Raw genomic sequence first — 17,150 nt, 5'->3', positions numbered from 1 at the left:
TTCCCTACCCGAAAAGCCGAGGAGGCTATGATGATCGAAGTTAACTCTTATGCAGAACTGCGCACCACTGTACCGGCCAAAAACGGCGATTTGGCATTCTTACGTCGTTACAACGCGGACTCCACCTTCCACGGTGGCGGTGATTTTACCGGTTTTATCGGCACCACCACGGCGGTAGAAGATGGCGGTACGCTGGTGATCGGTAACGGTTTTTACTGGAAACGCGTGATTAACGATCCCACCGAAATCAACGTTTATCACTTCGGTGCCAAAGGCGACGGTTACGCCAACGATACCGAGGCGTTTAACCGTATGCTGGCGTGGACGCAAAGCTACTCAGGCAACATCACCGCATTACCGGTGCGTTTTCCTGGCGGTCGATTCCTGATTAGCCCCATCGACATCAGCGGTACCGAGCGCGCCTTCTTCGGCTTGCAGGGGGATGATGTCGAGCTGGGTTCGCTGCCGCGCACCACCATCATTTCCGACAAAAGCGCCAACACGGTGTTTAAGGTGAAGGCGCGTCGTACCTCAATCCGCGGTATTGCGTGGAACGGCCAGGCATCCGCCGATATCACCACCAACAAAAGCACCATCACTGCCGATATGTGCAGCAACGTGCAGCCGTTCTTCGAAAACACCTGTATCGAAGGCACCACCGTCAATATCTACTGTTTCCGCGCGCAGAATAACGGCGGTACGGTGATCAAAGTGCTGGATACCCTCGACAGTAAATTCGACCAGATTTACACCCTGTATACCTACGGACGCGTGTTTGATGTCGGCTGGTCAAACTCGCCCAAAGGCGCGTGGGATCACTCCACGGCGATTGAGCTGTGTAACTGTAACTTTCAGACCGGTTATGGCGACGCCACGCTTTACATGCCGCGCGTAACGCAGGGGATTATTCGCAACGTGTGGATTGAGCACACGCGTAATCCGGGCGATCTTTCCGACGGCGGCTGGACGGTGGATACGCTGAACATTGAGGATTGCGGTACGCCGTTGAATCTCAACAATGCGCGCGTGGTGATTCGTCAGCTCAATCTGCAATCCGGCGCAAAACTCAGCCTGGATGCGGTGGCCGGACGTTGGTTATCCACCTTTGAGTATGGCTATCGTCGTGACGAGAACTACGGCACCTTTATGACCGGATCGCTGCGCGCGGGCTACTTCAGCGGCTACAAAATTACTAATAACACCGATACCGATAACTGGTATCGCGTTGGGCAGCTGTTCTTCCCGAACGCTAACCAGCAGTGGGTAATGGAGTTTATTGGTAAAGCGGATGCCACTCAGCCAACGGGCACTGCCGGTTCACCGGTCAACGTGGCGGCGACCGGCAAAACCTGGGTCAATCTGCAGCGTCTGGAAACGGTGTGGGCTGATGCCTATCACATGGGACAACCTGCGGTGCTGGATATCCGCTACAGCCGCGTCGGCACCACCTATGCGGCGGTGTGGATAAAACTGCGCGCCAACAGCGGTGACACCATGATGAACCTGAAATGCACCGGCCCTACGCGTTTCGATACCGGTTCCTGCTCGCTGTTCCAGCAGGACTTCTCGGTCGTGACCGATACCACCAAACTGGGCGGTTTCAAACCGGCGGCGCGTTTCGGGCTGCATAACGGTTTGGCCGGTATTGGCGCGAACGAGAAAGGGGTGCTGACCGTCGCGACGGCGGCCGGTACGCCGACCAACAAAACCGCGCCTACGGGCTTTGTGCTGGTCAACATTAACGGTGTCGATCGTAAACTTCCTTATTACGATTGAGGTCCAGCACCTGTTTGGCGAGGCTTCGGCCTCGCCTTTTTTTGTTTGTGGGGAAAGCGCACTGGCCATAAAAAAAGCACCGCTGTTTCCAGCGATGCTCTGATCAAAAGAGGCCGATTGCGCTATCAAAAACTGACTTTGACGCCCAGAGAGGCGCTGGAATCGCTGAAGCCTTTGCCGCCAACCTGTTGCGCGATACCGCCCCAGATGCCGACGTGCTGACTCGGATTCACTTCCAGACCCAGTTTCACTTCGCCGATGTTACGCGCACCCGCCTGCTCAATCTTCACGCCATCCAGTTTACTGCCGAAGCGCTGCGTATTATGCAGCCAGTTCACTTCAGCGTAAGGCTGCGCGGTGGCGGTGTACATGGTTGCCCGAACGCCGGTGCGGGTTTGCACGTTATGGTTGCCGGTGGCGCTGACGCGGGTGCCGTTCTGCTCGGTGTAATCGCCGGTTTTTACGCCCATCCACACCGCCTGCGCTTTCGGCTGCAGGCGATACTGCTGCTGCTCGCCGAAGGCGAAGCTGTAGCCGCCTTCCAGTGACGCGGTCATCCCCTTCGACTTGTAGCTTTCCTGACCGAGACCTTCGCCTTTCACGCTGTTACTGAAGGTGTTGTAGGCCAGCCAGCTGTCGACAAAGGCGCCGCTGCGCGTCTGGCTATTCTGCTGCCAGCCGGCATAGATACCGCCGCTGTAGCCGTTAACCTGGCCTTTGGCGCTGTAGCCGGTGGTTTTCGACAGCGTATTGCTTTTGGCATTGCCGTAACCCGCCATCACGCCGAGGCTGAAACGGTCTCTGCCATTCAAACTCCATTGTGCGATGTCGCCACCCAGCTGCGTCATGTAGCTGTTGGTGGTGCTTTTCAGCTGCGCGGTGCTGTCACTGAAGCGCCCGTGCGCGCCTTCGTTGCGCAGCCACAGCGTGGTTTTTTCCACTTTGCCGGTCAGCGCATCACGGTATTCTGTCACGCCCGGACGATCGGCTGCGCTCAGGGTAAACAGGTTGCTGGCCGCCGCAAGGTTAGCAATATAGCTGCCGACTTCCGGACGGGCACGCGGGGTACGTTTCGGTTGCGGCACCTCCGGTGCAATGACGGTGCCCGTATCGCCGCCCTCGTCTTTAATGGGATCGACAGGCGTTGGATCAACGGGAATCGGGTCGCTAACCAGGCGCCACTTACCGTTTTTATCCTGCACCAGCGCATAATCCCACGCGCCGCCGACAATGCGACCATCCTGCAGGAACTCACCGTTTTGCGTGCCCTCAACGCGAATCAACTCAATGCCTTCCAGCGTGGCAGCACCTTTACCGCCCGCATTGTGCACCTGAACTTTGGTGGTGCCGCTGGCGTTGCCGGCGATATGCAGTTTATCGCTAGCCGTATCGTCACCCGCCAGCGCAAGGTTCATCACCAGTTTGGCGTTGTCAGCGTGATAGTCGCCCTTAACGGTTAAGGTGTGGAAATCGCCAGCACCGTGATCGAAGGTGATAGTGCTGTCTTTGGCCGTCAGGTTGTCGACGGTGGAGCTGCCGGTCATATTCCACTGGCTGCTGCCCGCTAAGCTCAGATCCTGTAAATCATGCGCGGCACCCTGCCAGCGCGAACCGGAATCCAGGCTGACGCTGCTGGCCTGCGTTTTGCTGCGATCAATATTGGCATCGCCCTGCAGTTGAGAATGATTGCTGGCGTTAACCGTAATGCCGCGCACGTCCGCTCCGGCTTCCTGCCCCTCAGGAGCTTTACCTGATTCCAGCAGCGTGCTACCGATCAATTTGCTATTATCAAGATTGACAGTAAGTAGTGCAGAATTATAAGCAAGTATTGCAGCCCCGTTTTCAACTTCAAGAACAGTATTGTTTAGATTGATAGTGCTATCGGTGAAATTAGATCTGATCCCTACAGCATTATTTCCTTTAACGTATAAATATGAGTTGCTGATGTTTGCAATTGGAGCTGTATACAACACATTTGGATTTGAAGTATATATCGCAGCAGTTAAAGTGCCTGGGTTTAGACTATTATCCATTTCTACCCATACATTATCCGCTGTTAAGACAGAACCACCAGATATGTCAAATGCATGGCCACCACTAAAACTATTGAATTTTGAATGTCTGACATTTATCGAGCTATCATACCAAGAATAAGTGCCTTGACCGCCATGCGTTATCTCAACATTTATATTCTCTGCATCAATATGACCAGAGTAATCTGCATATAATGCCGCTGTTTTATTACCAGCAGATATTAAAGTACTGTTACTGACTTTGGCTAAAGATCTTTTACTTGTAGCAGTTACTGCTCCACCATCACTCGCATTGGATTTAATAAAGCTGTCGTTAATAGATAATATTGCGTTTTTACCTTTTGCCCATGCACCGTACCCTGACGCATCAATCTGAATATTTTCAGCATTAATCGTAGATTCATTGGCATAAATGCCGTGTCCTACCGATTTCACCTGAACATCTTTAAGCGAAATAATACCGCCGTTTTTAGCAAGCATGCCGGTACTTTTTTTCCCTGTCGTAGTGATGCTCCCACCAAAGATATTCAGTTCCGAACCGATATTTACCCACGCACCGAAGGCATTATCACCGGTCGCGACATAATGGCTATTATGACTTGTGGTTTTTCCGCCATTTTCAGCCAGTAATCCATATGCGCCATTAGCCGTTACGGTGACATGGCTATTTGCGATATTTGCCACACTATTTAAACCAAAGGCGTGAACCCCCTTGGTGGTGGATGCTACGCTGACGCCATCGGCATTGACTATTCCGCCAAGCTTGGCAAATATGCCGGTACTGTTTTTTCCTGTCGTAGTGATGCTGCCACCAAAAATATTCAGTTCCGAACCGGTGTTGACCCATGCCGCGAAGGCATTATCACCGGTCGCGACATAATGACTATTATGACTTGTAGTTTTTCCACCATTTTCAGCCAGTAATCCAAATGCGCCATTAGCCGATACGGTGACATGACTGTTGGCGATATTTGCCACGGTATTCACACCATAACCGTTAATGCCCTGGGCTGTAGATTCTACGGTCGTCCCGTCGACATTCAACACGCCACCGCTTTTAGCTAGAATGCCGGTGCTGCCGCCGCCTGTATTGGTAATGCTGCCACCAAAAATAGTTAATACGGATTTACCGTTAACCCAGCCGCCGGAGGAATTTTTTCCCGTAGTGACATAGTGACTATTAGTACTGGTGGTTTTACCGCCATTTTCAGCAAGTACCGCGTAACTATTTGCCCCTGCAACAGTGAAACGGCTATCTGAAACGTCGATAACTGCACCCGAGCCTATAGCATTTGCGCCATATTCCTGAGAGTTGACGGTTAAATTTTTACCGTTGATAGTGGCCTTATCTGCATATAAGCCAAATCCGGCGCTATTAATGACCACATCGGCGGCTTTAATGCGGCCACCGTTACCAGCAATAACTCCGTGACTGAATGCTCCCGCTGTATTGACACTACCGCCGGTTATATCAATATTCGAGCCCGCACCATTAACATAAACGCCGTACGCTTTTTTACCGTCGGTCGTGAAGTTCACATTATTGCTGTGCGCGGTGGCGCCTTTTTCAACAAATAAGGCGTGTGCGCTGTCATCGCTGGTAGCCACGTCCTTATCCTGAATATTAATAATATTTCCCGCGCCAGAAGCATATTCACCGTAGGCGGGGGCGGCCAGCGCGGGCTGGATAATCCAGACGCTGGCAAGCGCCATAAAGGCCGTCGCCACGCAGCCTGCGGTGAGGCGACGTGCTGTGCTGGAACGGGATGATTTTACTTTACCGCGTGCCAGTTCGGAGGTGACAACATAATTACCCTGGCTGTGGTTCCAGATAACCCGATAGTTTTTATTCATTTTGACTCTCTGCCTGTAAAAAATATCTCACGCCGAAATAAAACGTTGATTCGCGCGCGGGATGATTAAGGGATGGATATAACTTGATGGCAGAGAGAATATGAAAGGTGCGGTAAAAAACCGGCTAAGACATGTCTTGAATAAGATAAGTGCAGAAAGAATTTAATTATTGAGCGGCGTATTTAATAGCAGGAGGTGATGTGTCGCTGTTTATTCTGTTTTAAAAAAAATATTTTTAATGAGGATTATCAGTGAAGAAAGGAGGCGGCTGGCCGCCCCCCTTAACATCAGGATTTCGGGAAAATCCACACATGGTTTTCCGGCAGCGCCAGATGGCAATGCTGCGGAACAAATGTTCCCAGCGATCGCCAAGGTTATTCGCAACGTCTGCATTGAGCACACGCGTAATCCGGGCGATCTCTCCGACGGCGGCTGGACGGTGGATTCGCTGAACATTGCAGATTGCGGTTCTCAGTTGAATCTCAACAATGCGCGCGTGGTGATCCGTCAGCTTAACCTGCAATCCGGCGCGAAACTCAGCCTGAATGGCGCCCGGCGCATTGATCAGAAATGTACCTTAATACCCAGCGCGGCGCTGGAATCGCTGAAGCCTTTACCGCCAACCTGTTGCGCGATGCCGCCCCAGATGCCGACGTGTTGACTCGGATTCACTTCCAGACCCAGTTTCACTTCGCCGATATTGCGCGCACCCGCCTGCTCAATCTTCACGCCATCCAGTTTACTGCCGAAGCGCTGCGTATTATGCAGCCAGTTCACTTCAGCGTAAGGCTGCGCGGTGGCGGTGTGCATGGTTGCCCGAACGCCGGTGCGGGTTTGCACGTTATTTTTGCCGGTGGCGCTGACGCGGGTGCCGTTCTGCTCGGTATAATCGCCGGTTTTTACGCCCATCCACACCGCCTGCGCTTTCGGCTGCAGGCGATACTGCTGCTGCTCGCCGAAGGCGAAGCTGTAGCCGCCTTCCAGTGACGCGGTCATCCCCTTCGACTTGTAGCTTTCCTGACCGAGACCTTCACCTTTCACGCTGTTATTGAAGGTGTTGTAGGCCAGCCAGCTGTCGACAAAGGCGCCGCTGCGCGTCTGGCTGTCCTGCTGCCAGCCGGCATAGATACCGCCGCTGTAGCCGTTAACCTGGCCTTTGGCGCTGTAGCCGGTGGTTTTCGACAGCGTATTGCTTTTGGCGTTGCCGTAACCCGCCATCACGCCGAGGCTGAAACGGTCGCTGCCATTCAAACTCCATTGTGCGATGTCGCCACCCAGCTGCGTCATGTAGCTGTTGGTGATGCTTTTCAGCTGCGCGGTGCTGTCACTGAAGCGCCCGTGCGCGCCTTCGTTGCGCAGCCACAGCGTGGTTTTTTCCACTTTGCCGGTCAGCGCATCACGGTATTCTGTCACGCCCGGACGATCGGCTGCGCTCAGGGTAAACAGGTTGCTGGCCGCCGCAAGGTTAGCAATATAGCTGCCGACTTCCGGACGGGCACGCGGGGTACGTTTCGGTTGCGGCACCTCCGGTGCAATGACGGTGCCCGTATCGCCGCCCTCGTCTTTAATGGGATCGACAGGCGTTGGATCAACGGGAATCGGATCGCTAACCAGGCGCCACTTACCGTTTTTATCCTGCACCAGCGCATAATCCCACGCGCCGCCGACAATGCGGCCATCCTGCAGGAACTCACCGTTTTGCGTGCCCTCAACGCGAATCAACTCAATGCCCTCTAGCGTGGCAGCACCTTTACCGCCCGCATTGTGCACCTGAACTTTGGTGGTGCCGCTGGCGTTGCCGGCGATATGCAGTTTATCGCTAGCCGTATCGTCACCCGCCAGCGCAAGGTTCATCACCAGTTTGGCGTTGTCAGCGTGGTAGTCGCCCTTAACGGTTAAGGTGTGGAAATCGCCTGCACCGTGATCGAAGATGATGGTGCTGTCTTTGGCCGTCAGGTTGTCGACGGTGGAGCTGCCGGTCATATTCCACTCGCTGCTGCCCGCTAAGCTCAAATCCTGTAAATCATGCGCGGCACCCTGCCAGCGCGAACCGGAATCCAGACTGACGCTGCTGGCCTGCGTTTTGCTGCGATCAATGTTGGCATCACCCTGCAGTTGAGAATGATTGCTGGCGTTAACCGTAATACCGCGCACATCCGCTCCTGCATCTTCGCCGTACGGGTCTAACCCGGTTTCGAGCAGTGTTGTGCCGGACAACAGGCTGTTATCAAGATTCACTGTTGAAAGGGCATTATTATAAGCGATGATTGCTGGCCCGTTATCCACTGTCAAGACGGTGTTATTAAGGTTGGCCTGGCCTTCAGTACTGTCAGTCAAAATTCCTGCGGCGTTATTTCCTTTAATGTGTAAAAATGAATTATTAATGTTAACGGTCGGGCCATTATAAAGTGTGGATTCAGTTTTAACATTAATCGCATTAGCGAACTTTTCAGGATTGCTAATATTATCTATTTCAGCAAAAACATTGTCAGCTGTTAATACGGAGCCACTTTCAGCATGGAAAGCAGTGCCACCTCTTTGGCTTTTTATTCTTGAGTTAATTATGTTTGCCCTTCCATTAAAACTTGAGGCTGCACCAAACCCGGCACCGATGATCTCAATATCTACATTTTCTGCATCGACTTGTCCTGAAAAATCGGCGTAAATACCAGCAGACTTTCTATCCACGGCAATTAATTTACTATCTCGAACGGTGGCTAACCCTTTATTACTGGCAGTAACTGCGCCGCCAAAATAAGCCCCAGAAGAAATTTTGCTATTATTTATATTTGCGCGGGTACCCTCACTTTGTGCCACGACGCCACGTCCTCTTGCATCAATCTGTATATTTTCAGCATTCAGGACGCCACCTTTTTTAGCAAGCATGCCGGTGCTGTTTTTTCCCGTCGTAGTGATGCTCCCACCAAAAATATTCAGTTCCGAACCGATATTTACCCACGCACCGAAGGCATTATCACCCGTCGCGACGTAATGGCTGTTATGACTTGTGGTTTTTCCGCCATTTTCAGCCAGTAATCCATATGCACCATTATCTGTAACGGTGACATGACTGTTAGCCACATTGGCTACCGTGTTTGCGCTATAGCTATTGATTCCCTGGGCAGTAGATACCACGGTCACCCCATCAACATTCACAATGCCGCCGCTTTTAGCAAGAATGCCTTTGCTACCTTTACCGGTATTTGTAATGCTGCCGCCAAAAATATTGAGTTCTGAGTCATTGTTCACCCATCCGCCATCAACGTTACTGCCTGACGTGGTGTAATGGCTGTTGGTACTGGTGACTTTAGCGCCATTTTCAGCCAGCAGCACGTAGGCACTATTACCGTTCACGTTTACGTTGCTGTCGGCAATGACAAGCTCAGTACCTTTACCCAAACCGTAAACGCCATAGGCGTTGGCCTGTACGCTCAGGTTCTTGGCCAGAATTTTGGATTTATCGGCGTAAATGCCCACGCTGGAAGTATTCAAGGTAATATCGCTAGCCATTAACTTGCCGCCATTGCCAGCCACTAAACCATATCCCTGTGCACCTGTAGTGGTAATCGTACCGCCGGTTATATCAATATTCGATCCCGCACCATCAACATTAACCCCGAACGCTTTTTTACCGCTGGTCGTGAAGTTCATATTATTGCTGTGCGCGGTGGCGCCTTTTTCAACAAATAAGGCGTGTGCGCTGTCATCGCTGGTAGCCACGTCCTTATCCTGAATATTAATAATATTGCCCGCGCCAGAAGCATATTCGCCGTAGGCGGGGTCGGCCAGCGCTGGCTGGATAATTCCGACGCTGGCAACCGCCATGAAGGCCGTCGCCACGCAGCCTGCGGTGAGGCGACGTGCTGTGCTGGAGCGGGATGATTTTACTTTACCGCGTGCCAGTTCGGAGGTGACAACATAATTACCCTGGCTGTGGTTCCAGATAACCCGATAGTTTTTATTCATTTTGACTCTCTGCCTGTAAAAAATATCTCACGCCGAAATAAAACGTTGATTCGCGCGCGGGATGATTGAGGGATGGATATAACTTGATGGCAGAGAGAATATGAAAGGTGCGATAAAAAACCGGCTAAGACATGTCTTGAATAAGATAAGTACAGAAAGAATTTAATTATTGAGCGGTGTATTTAATAGCAGGAGGTGATGTGTCGCTGTGTATTCTATTTTTAAAAAAATTATTTTTAATGAGGATTATCAGTGAAGAAAGGAGGCGGCTGGCCGCCCCCTTAAACATCAGGATTTCGGGAAGATCCACACATGGTTTTCCGGCAAAGCCAGATGGCAATGCTGCGGATCGCGCACCTCACTGCCATAAGCGCGAATGACAAAATCATCGCCCTGGGTGCGGAACAAATATTCCCAGCGATCGCCCAGATACATGCTGGTGAGCAGCGGCAGTTCCAGCTGATTTTCGCCCGGCCCCTCGACCAGTTTCACCCGCTCGACGCGGATCACCGCCGTGGCTTCCTGGCCGTTTTGCACGCCTGCGCCCGCCAATCCCCACAACGCCCAGCCTTTGCCCTCGATGCGCGCTTTGCCGTCGCGCAGCTCGGTGATTTTGCCGTGCAGCCGGTTGTTGCTGCCCATAAACTCGGCGGTGAACAGGGTTTTTGGCGAGCCGTACATCTCCTGCGGCGTGCCTTGCTGTTCGATTTTGCCGTTATTGAGCAGCAAAATACGGTCGGAAATCGCCATCGCCTCATTCTGGTCGTGTGTCACCATCAGCGCCGACAAGCCCAGTTTGATGATCAGCTCACGCAGGAACACGCGCGCCTCTTCGCGCAGCTTGGCATCCAGATTCGACAACGGCTCATCCAGCAGGATCACCGGCGGGTTGTAGACCAGCGCACGACCAATTGCCACGCGCTGCTGCTGACCGCCAGAAAGCTGGTGCGGATGGCGTTTACCAAGGTGGCCTAACCCCAACTGCACCAACACATCCTGCACGCGTTGGGTGATCTCCGCTGCCGCCACTTTGCGCAGCTTTAACGGATACGCCACGTTCTCGAACACGGTTTTGTGCGGCCACAAGGCGTAGGACTGGAACACCAACCCCAGATTACGTTCTTCCGCTGGGATCTCACTGCGCGGCGTGCCGGCGTAAACCGTGTTGTTGCCAATCACAATCGTGCCTTGCGTTGGCTTCTCCAGCCCGGCGACCGCACGCAGCAGCGTGGTTTTGCCGCTGCCGGACGGACCAAGCAGAGAAACCACTTCGCCGCGCTGCAAATTCATCGACACGCCTTTCAGCACCGGATTGTCGCCGTAAGTTAAGTGCAGGTTTTCGACCGATAATTCAATCATGTAATTTGACTCCAAATCGCAAGGCAATACCCAAACCGACCACGACCAGCAGGATGTTAATAAACGAGAGTGCGGCGACGATATCTATCGCGCCCGCCGCCCACAGGGAAACCAGCATGGAGCCGATGGTTTCCGTGCCGGGCGAAAGCAGGTACACGCCGGTGGAATATTCGCGCTCGAAAATCAGGAACATCAGCAGCCATGAGCCAATCAGGCCGTAACGGGATAACGGAATGGTGACGTGACGCGTGATCTGTCCGCGCGTGGCGCCGGTGCTGCGCGCCGCCTCTTCCAGTTCCGGCCCGACCTGCAGCAGCGTGGACGAGATCAGACGCAGGCCATACGCCATCCACACCACGGTATACGCCAGCCAGACGCTGAAGATGGTGCTGCGCAGTGACCGCAGCCAGACGATCAGGTTATCGCGCAGCCACTGCGACCAGACGAAATCAGACAGCCAGCCCGATTTGAGCGAGTTATCCAGCCACATCGGCAGGAACAGGAACACCCAGAGAAACGCCAGGCCTGCCAGCAAGCCCGGCACCGCACGCGGTACCAGCACGCTGTAGTCGAGAAAGCGCGTGGTGTTATCGGGTTTGCGGTGCATGGCGATGCCGATAAACAGGTAACACACCACCGCCAGCGCGCCGCCAATTACCCCAATCGCCATCGAGTTGACGATGGCGCGCAGCAGGTTAGGCTGCGCCCAGATGGTCTGGAAAGTTTTGATCGACAGCTCATCCCAGATTGAGACGCCAACGCCCCAGTTTGAGATAAACGCACGCAGCACCACGCCCAGCAGCGGCACGCCAATGGTCACCGTCAGCCAGAAGGCGACAACCGCGCCCGCCACCCAACGCCATTTGCCCAGCGGCAGCGCACGCGCCTGCGAGGCTTTGCCTTTTACGGTGACAAAGCGATTGGCGGTGCGCATCAGGCGGCGTTGCAGCATCACCAGCGGGATGGTGATACAGATCAGCACCACCGCCACGGCAGCCATCAGATGATAAGAAGGCGTGCCGAGTTTATTAGTCAGTTGGTAGAGATAGGTGGCCAACACCATGTTGCCTTCGGGATCGCCCAGCACCAGCATCAGGCCGAACACCTCCAGGCCGAGGAAGAACAGCAGCACGGTGGCATACAGCATCGAAGGACGCACCATCGGCAAGCTCACCGCCGTCATCACCTGCAGCGGTGTCGCACCCGCAATACGCGCCGCTTCTTCCACATCCGATCCCACACTGCGTAGTGCAGAAGAGATATACAGATAGGCGTGCGGGACGTGCGTTAGCCCGGCGATCACCACAATGCTCGACATGTCGTAGATATTCCACGGCACAAAACCGAACAGCGATTGTGCCCACAGCGAGAAGAATCCCACCGGGCCCGCCGCCACCACGTAACCAAAGCCGAGTACCATCGGCGAGACAAAAATTGGCACGAGGATCAGCGGCTCAATGATGCGTCGGCCGGGCAGATCGGTGCGCACCATCAGAAACGCCAGAATACCGCCCAGCGGAATGGCGATGATCACCAGCCCGAAGGCGAGAATAAATCCGCTGCGCAGCGCTTTATAGAAGTCGGGATCGGTGAAAATAAATTCAAACGACTCGAGGCTCCACGCTTTCGACGGCGAAAAGAACGGGGCGGACAAGAAACTTTGTATCACGATAAACGACAGCGGAACGTAGATAACCAGCGCGGTTATCAGCACCACAACGCCGCGCGGCAGGCTTTGCCACTTTCTCTGCAATGCACGCATATTGAGACCCTGAATGGCGAATCAGATAACAGAAAGAGAAGCGCGACGCAGCGGCCGCGCTTCGGTACTGCCGTTATTTACCGGCGGCTGTGCGCCACTGTTTGATGTAATCCAGACGTTTTTTCGGTTGCAGATATTCCAGCAGGCTTTCATCAACCGGGATCGGTTTCAGCGCGTTACCTAACATTTTGGTCAGGCCATCAATGTCATTTTTGCCTTCAATATCGTTGCGCAGGGAAGGGATGTCGGCCTGATTGGCCAGAATGCTTTGCCCTTTTTCAGACAGCACGTAATCGAGCCACAGCTTAGCCGCATGGCTGTGTTGCGCTTGCTGGCTGATGAACGAAACGCGTGACAGCACCAGCGTGTAATCCTTCGGATAAGCGATGCCCAGCGACGGATCGGTTTTGGCGCGCGCTTCGGCGTAAGAACCCAAAATGTTAAAGCCAATCAGGTTTTCGCCGGATGAAACCCTTTCCATCATGGTGCCGGTGGAAGACTGCACGGCTAAACCGCCTTTCGCCACGTCGGCCAGGGTTTTGAAGTAGTTGGGGTCGGCTTTGGCATCCTGTACTGAGAGCATGAAGCCGAGGCCCGATTTCTCAATATCGTAGGTGGTGACTTTGCTCTTGAATTTGTCGGTCTGGCTGGCGATCAGCTTGGCTAACGCAGCGTGCGAATCGGGCACGTCACCGGCCGGGATCATGCGCTTGTTGTAGATGAAGACCACCGGTTCGTAGGTGGTGCCGTACGCCTTGTTATTCCACACCGCCCACTTCGGCAGCTGCGCCAGTTCAGGAGATTTGTACTCCTGCGCGTAGTCGGTCGCCAGCTTCAGGCCGGTATCCATTGAGGAGCTCCACACCACATCGCCGCTGGTGCCACCCGAAGCTTGTTCACTGATAAAACGGTTGTACAGCTCGGTGCTGTTCATATCGTTATATTCAACTTTGATGCCGGGATAAGTGGCCTCAAAGCCTTTGACCAGCGGTCCGGCGGCTTTGATGTCGGTGGTGGAGTAGACCACCACTTTGCCCTCTTTGGTGGCGGCATCAATCACGCTTTGGTAGTCCGAAGGGTAACCTTGCGGCGGAGCCGCTACGGCTGACATGGAAACAAACACAGTGGCGGCAATCAGAGACAGAGGAAAAGTGTTCGACATTATAATTAACCTTTTAGTTACATTTGAGGAACTAAAGGTCAACATAGCCGATCGCCTTTTCCACACAAGAGGTGACGGATTGTTATCTTCACGAAGTGTGATTGTTGGCGTCGTTTAGGCAATTAACACCATAAAAACCGCAAGTGGCCGCGCGCGGAATTTGCGCGTGATCACAGGATTTTGCGGTACAGCCGTCGCGGGTGGCCGATATTGCCGTACTGCATCTCGACGCCAATAAATCCGATCTCTACGCAATATTCGAGGTAGCGGCGGCCGGTGGTTTTGCTGATGCCGATGTTTTCTACCACCTGTTCAACCGACCAGCTGCTGTGCGGTGCTGCGTTAAAAAAGCCTTTCACCCGTTCCAGCGTAATCGACTCAATGCCTTTGGTGGATGGCGCGGCAGGCGCGTCACTGGCTGGCAGGTTGAACAGCTTATCCAGCGCCTGTTGATCGACATTCTTCATCTGACGCAGGGTCTGCACCAGCAGCATGAAGCGCTCCAGCGACGCGCGCAGGCGATGGAAAAAAACCGGTTTCAGCAGGTAGTCAAAGGCGCCGCTGCGCATCGCGTGGCTACAGGTTTGCATGTCGCTGGCGGCGGTGATGAAAATCACCGAGCACTCAAAACGCTTCAGCAGCGGATCGTCAATCAAGGTTACGCCCTGACCATCCGGCAAATAGTTGTCGAGCAGCAGCAGCCGTGGCTGATGCGCAGCAATCAGCGCGCGCGCCTGCGCCAGCGTCGCGGCAATGCCGACCACGCGCAGATGAAAGTTCTGCTCAATATATTCACGATGCAGATCGGCCAGATGCGGCTCATCTTCCACAATCACCACATCAAGCGGCTTAGCATTATTCATGGGAAAGTCCTGTTAATGCGGCGGGCTGGAACGGAATAAACACCGAGAAGATGGTGCCCTGCGGTGAGTTGTCGCTGATCTCAATGCTGCCGCCCGCCTGCTGTACATAACCTGCCGCCAGATAGAGGCCGATGCCGTGCTCAGCACCGAACATATCGTCGTTGCTGGACGGCTTGCTGGTGACGCCTTGCTCAAACAGATGCGGTTTAATGCTGTCATCGATGCCGCAACCCTGATCGGCCACTTCGATTAACAGCTCCTGATTACGGCCAGAAATATACAATTCTATCGGGGCGGCGGGCGTTGTGGCATTGAGCGTGGCGTCGACGGCGTTATCCAGCAGATTACCAATCACCGACATCAACGCCGTTTCACTCAGCGCGGCAGGAATGCGGCTCAGCTGGCAGGCCGGATCAAATTTCAGCTCCACGCCTTTTTCCCGCGCACTGACATATTTCCCCAGCAGCAGCCCACAGAGCGCGGGTGAGGTGAAGCGTGCCGAGACAAAATCCAGCACCTGCTGCGCGCCAGCTGATTGCGCGTGGATGTAGCGCATCGCGTCGTCGTAACGCTGCATCTGTAACAGGCCGACCAGCGTGGCGGTCCAGTTCAGCTGTTCATGACGCATGATGCGTAAATTATCCGCATAGCGTTTCACCTGGCTCAGCTGGCTGCTCAGCGTATTGATGTCGTTTTTATCGCGGAAGCTGCATACCCAGCCGCCAGGCTCGCCGGGTTCCAGCTCGATCGCCACCCGGTTAACGATCACCTGACGCTGATTGAGCACGGTAACGTGATCGTGAGTTTTCACCTCATGCTGGCGCAAAAAAGCCGCAGGAATCTGCAACACTGCATCCAGCGGTTTTCCCAGCAGTTCACTCTCACTCTGCTGAATATCCAGCAACTCGCGTGCGGCGCGGTTGATGAGAATCAGCTGCCGCTCCGCGTTGACCGCAAACACGCCTTCATACATCGCTTCCAGCAGCGCCTTTTGTTGCAGCACCAGCAGGGCGATATCCTTTGGCTCCAGCCAGAACATCTGTTTTTTCAGGTTGCGACTAAACATCCAGGAAAAAATAAACAGCAGCAACAGCAGCGCCACGCCATACAAACTGGCCTGCCACAGCAGGCTAACGTTGATATTGGCAATATAGGAAGTGAGATAACCCACCGAGACAATGCCAATCACCTGGTGCTGGGCATTTAAGATTGGCGCCTTGCTGCGCAGTGACACGCCGATGCCGCCTTTGCGCACCGAAATAATGGTTTTGCCCTGCAGCACCTCGGCATTGTCACCGCCAATCATCGGTAAATTGAGGCGCTCCGGTGATTCCGAGTGGTAGAGATGGTGTTCTTGCGTGTCGCCAATCACGATATAGCTGGCATCGCTTTGGTTGCGCAGCGGCTGAATCAGCGCGGCGATGCCAGCGAAATCGCGGCGCGCTACTTTCTCTGCCAGGCCGGGCATCAGCGCAATTTCACTGGCTTGCACCCGTGCGCGCTGTCCCAAATCGTGATGCAGTTGGCGATCGATAAAATGAAACAGAATGGTGCCCAGCAGGGCGAGTAGCAGGCAGGAAAACAGCACCAGCGACAGGAAGAGTTTTACCTGGAAAGATAATCTGCGTTTCATACAACCTGCAGTAAAGAGAAACTGGAGAGAGGCATGGCTGGAGACTAGCACGCGAAAATGCGTGCCGTGACACGCTATCTTCAGAGTTGTGAGCTGGCTTCAATCCCGGCGCGGCTTAGGCGCTGGTTACTGTTGGCACCATGTCAGCGATATTCCCATCTTATTCCTGGTATTCGCCTGCTGTGGCGCTAATCAATCAGCAAAAAATCAATTCACCACGGCTAATCTATGCGCCATTATTTAATCCAGCCTTTCTCTGAGTAAATTCCGGTTTGGCCTGGCAACCATTGACCTTATAACCCTGAGTGGTGAGAATGCCGGGAAAAGTTTTGAATTAGATCGCAAATTTTGGGCATTAAGCCCGTTGCAGTGCGACCGCAAACGCCGCACTGAATTAACGCCACTTGCACTCATCGGAACGCAAAAGACGCGCCGAAGTAATAAAAGTGCAGGGCACACAGCAAATATCGTTAATGTCGTGACGTTCGTTGAGAAGGCCCGTCTGTTGATGCACCTACTCAGCCCCGGTCGGCATTTCTTTTTTTGGTGATGAGCGCGATAAAAACGTCAGCGTTTTTTTCGCTCATTACCAGACAGATAAAAATTTAATTTAAGTACGCCGTGAATGACGTGGTGACGCCATTAAGCCAAATCACCGCAAGATAAAACGTAACTGGCTGAAAATTAACTGAACTCTCGCGAGCGCAGCGCAGCCTTTTTATGCCTGAAAAGTGGGTTTATG

Annotated in this window: 8 protein-coding genes and 2 pseudogenes; 2 read left to right on the top strand and 8 right to left on the bottom strand. The window is 53.6% G+C overall.

Annotation, left to right across the window (positions count from 1 at the left end; all coding sequences use genetic code 11):
* The first annotated feature begins 30 nt into the window (after nucleotides 1–30).
* The gene (locus ACVLVH_RS11535) at nucleotides 31–1,776 is read left to right on the top strand and encodes a putative phage tail protein (protein WP_277974903.1); all 1,746 of its coding nucleotides are present in this window, start codon (nucleotides 31–33) and stop codon (nucleotides 1,774–1,776) included.
* Nucleotides 1,777–1,901: 125 nt separating this feature from the next.
* On the opposite strand, the gene ACVLVH_RS11530 is transcribed toward ACVLVH_RS11535, so the two are convergent.
* Together ACVLVH_RS11530 and ACVLVH_RS11525 are read right to left on the bottom strand one after the other, a co-directional pair.
* Nucleotides 1,902–3,491: an autotransporter outer membrane beta-barrel domain-containing protein gene (locus ACVLVH_RS11530; protein WP_498949434.1), complete on the bottom strand. Its 1,590-nt coding sequence runs from the start codon at nucleotides 3,489–3,491 to the stop codon at nucleotides 1,902–1,904.
* 2,049 nt (nucleotides 3,492–5,540) lie between these two features.
* A pseudogene (locus ACVLVH_RS11525) lies at nucleotides 5,541–5,663 on the bottom strand (ESPR domain-containing protein); the annotation flags it as partial.
* A 334-nt stretch (nucleotides 5,664–5,997) separates the two neighbouring features.
* Between ACVLVH_RS11525 and ACVLVH_RS11520 the strand changes: the two are divergent.
* Nucleotides 5,998–6,204: pseudogene (locus ACVLVH_RS11520) on the top strand (amylovoran biosynthesis protein AmsF); the annotation flags it as partial.
* A 23-nt stretch (nucleotides 6,205–6,227) separates the two neighbouring features.
* On the opposite strand, the gene ACVLVH_RS11515 reads toward ACVLVH_RS11520, so the two are convergent.
* From ACVLVH_RS11515 to ACVLVH_RS11490, 6 genes are all read right to left on the bottom strand, one after another.
* Entirely contained in the window at nucleotides 6,228–9,629 is a 3,402-nt protein-coding gene (locus tag ACVLVH_RS11515; RefSeq protein WP_498949418.1) for an autotransporter outer membrane beta-barrel domain-containing protein, read from the bottom strand.
* Nucleotides 9,630–9,917: 288 nt separating this feature from the next.
* Nucleotides 9,918–10,988 (bottom strand): ABC transporter ATP-binding protein, encoded by a 1,071-nt coding sequence (locus tag ACVLVH_RS11510; protein WP_217547452.1) that lies wholly within the window; start codon nucleotides 10,986–10,988, stop codon nucleotides 9,918–9,920.
* The gene (locus ACVLVH_RS11505; protein ID WP_101762505.1) at nucleotides 10,981–12,750 is read right to left on the bottom strand and encodes an ABC transporter permease; all 1,770 of its coding nucleotides are present in this window, start codon (nucleotides 12,748–12,750) and stop codon (nucleotides 10,981–10,983) included. Before ACVLVH_RS11505 ends, ACVLVH_RS11510 begins: the two co-directional genes overlap by 8 nt.
* A 73-nt stretch (nucleotides 12,751–12,823) precedes the next feature.
* The gene (locus tag ACVLVH_RS11500) at nucleotides 12,824–13,912 is read right to left on the bottom strand and encodes an ABC transporter substrate-binding protein (RefSeq protein WP_137385230.1); all 1,089 of its coding nucleotides are present in this window, start codon (nucleotides 13,910–13,912) and stop codon (nucleotides 12,824–12,826) included.
* Nucleotides 13,913–14,082: 170 nt separating this feature from the next.
* The gene (locus tag ACVLVH_RS11495) at nucleotides 14,083–14,775 is read right to left on the bottom strand and encodes a response regulator (RefSeq protein ID WP_110867792.1); all 693 of its coding nucleotides are present in this window, start codon (nucleotides 14,773–14,775) and stop codon (nucleotides 14,083–14,085) included.
* The gene (locus ACVLVH_RS11490; RefSeq protein ID WP_498949417.1) at nucleotides 14,768–16,408 is read right to left on the bottom strand and encodes an ATP-binding protein; all 1,641 of its coding nucleotides are present in this window, start codon (nucleotides 16,406–16,408) and stop codon (nucleotides 14,768–14,770) included. The genes ACVLVH_RS11495 and ACVLVH_RS11490 overlap by 8 nt, the downstream gene beginning before the upstream one ends.
* Nucleotides 16,409–17,150: the final 742 nt, after the last annotated feature.

This window comes from Kluyvera sp. 1366 (assembly GCF_054823405.1).
Note: the sequence above shows the minus strand (reverse complement) of the source record. Positions and strands in the feature narration are given on the sequence as shown.

Coding starts and splice junctions, on each gene's coding strand:
- ACVLVH_RS11510 (WP_217547452.1), bottom strand. CDS start 10,988: ATGATTGAATTATCGGTCGAAAACCTGCACTTAACTTACGGCGACAAT.
- ACVLVH_RS11495 (WP_110867792.1), bottom strand. CDS start 14,775: ATGAATAATGCTAAGCCGCTTGATGTGGTGATTGTGGAAGATGAGCCG.
- ACVLVH_RS11490 (WP_498949417.1), bottom strand. CDS start 16,408: ATGAAACGCAGATTATCTTTCCAGGTAAAACTCTTCCTGTCGCTGGTG.
- ACVLVH_RS11500 (WP_137385230.1), bottom strand. CDS start 13,912: ATGTCGAACACTTTTCCTCTGTCTCTGATTGCCGCCACTGTGTTTGTT.
- ACVLVH_RS11515 (WP_498949418.1), bottom strand. CDS start 9,629: ATGAATAAAAACTATCGGGTTATCTGGAACCACAGCCAGGGTAATTAT.
- ACVLVH_RS11505 (WP_101762505.1), bottom strand. CDS start 12,750: ATGCGTGCATTGCAGAGAAAGTGGCAAAGCCTGCCGCGCGGCGTTGTG.
- ACVLVH_RS11535 (WP_277974903.1), top strand. CDS start 31: ATGATCGAAGTTAACTCTTATGCAGAACTGCGCACCACTGTACCGGCC.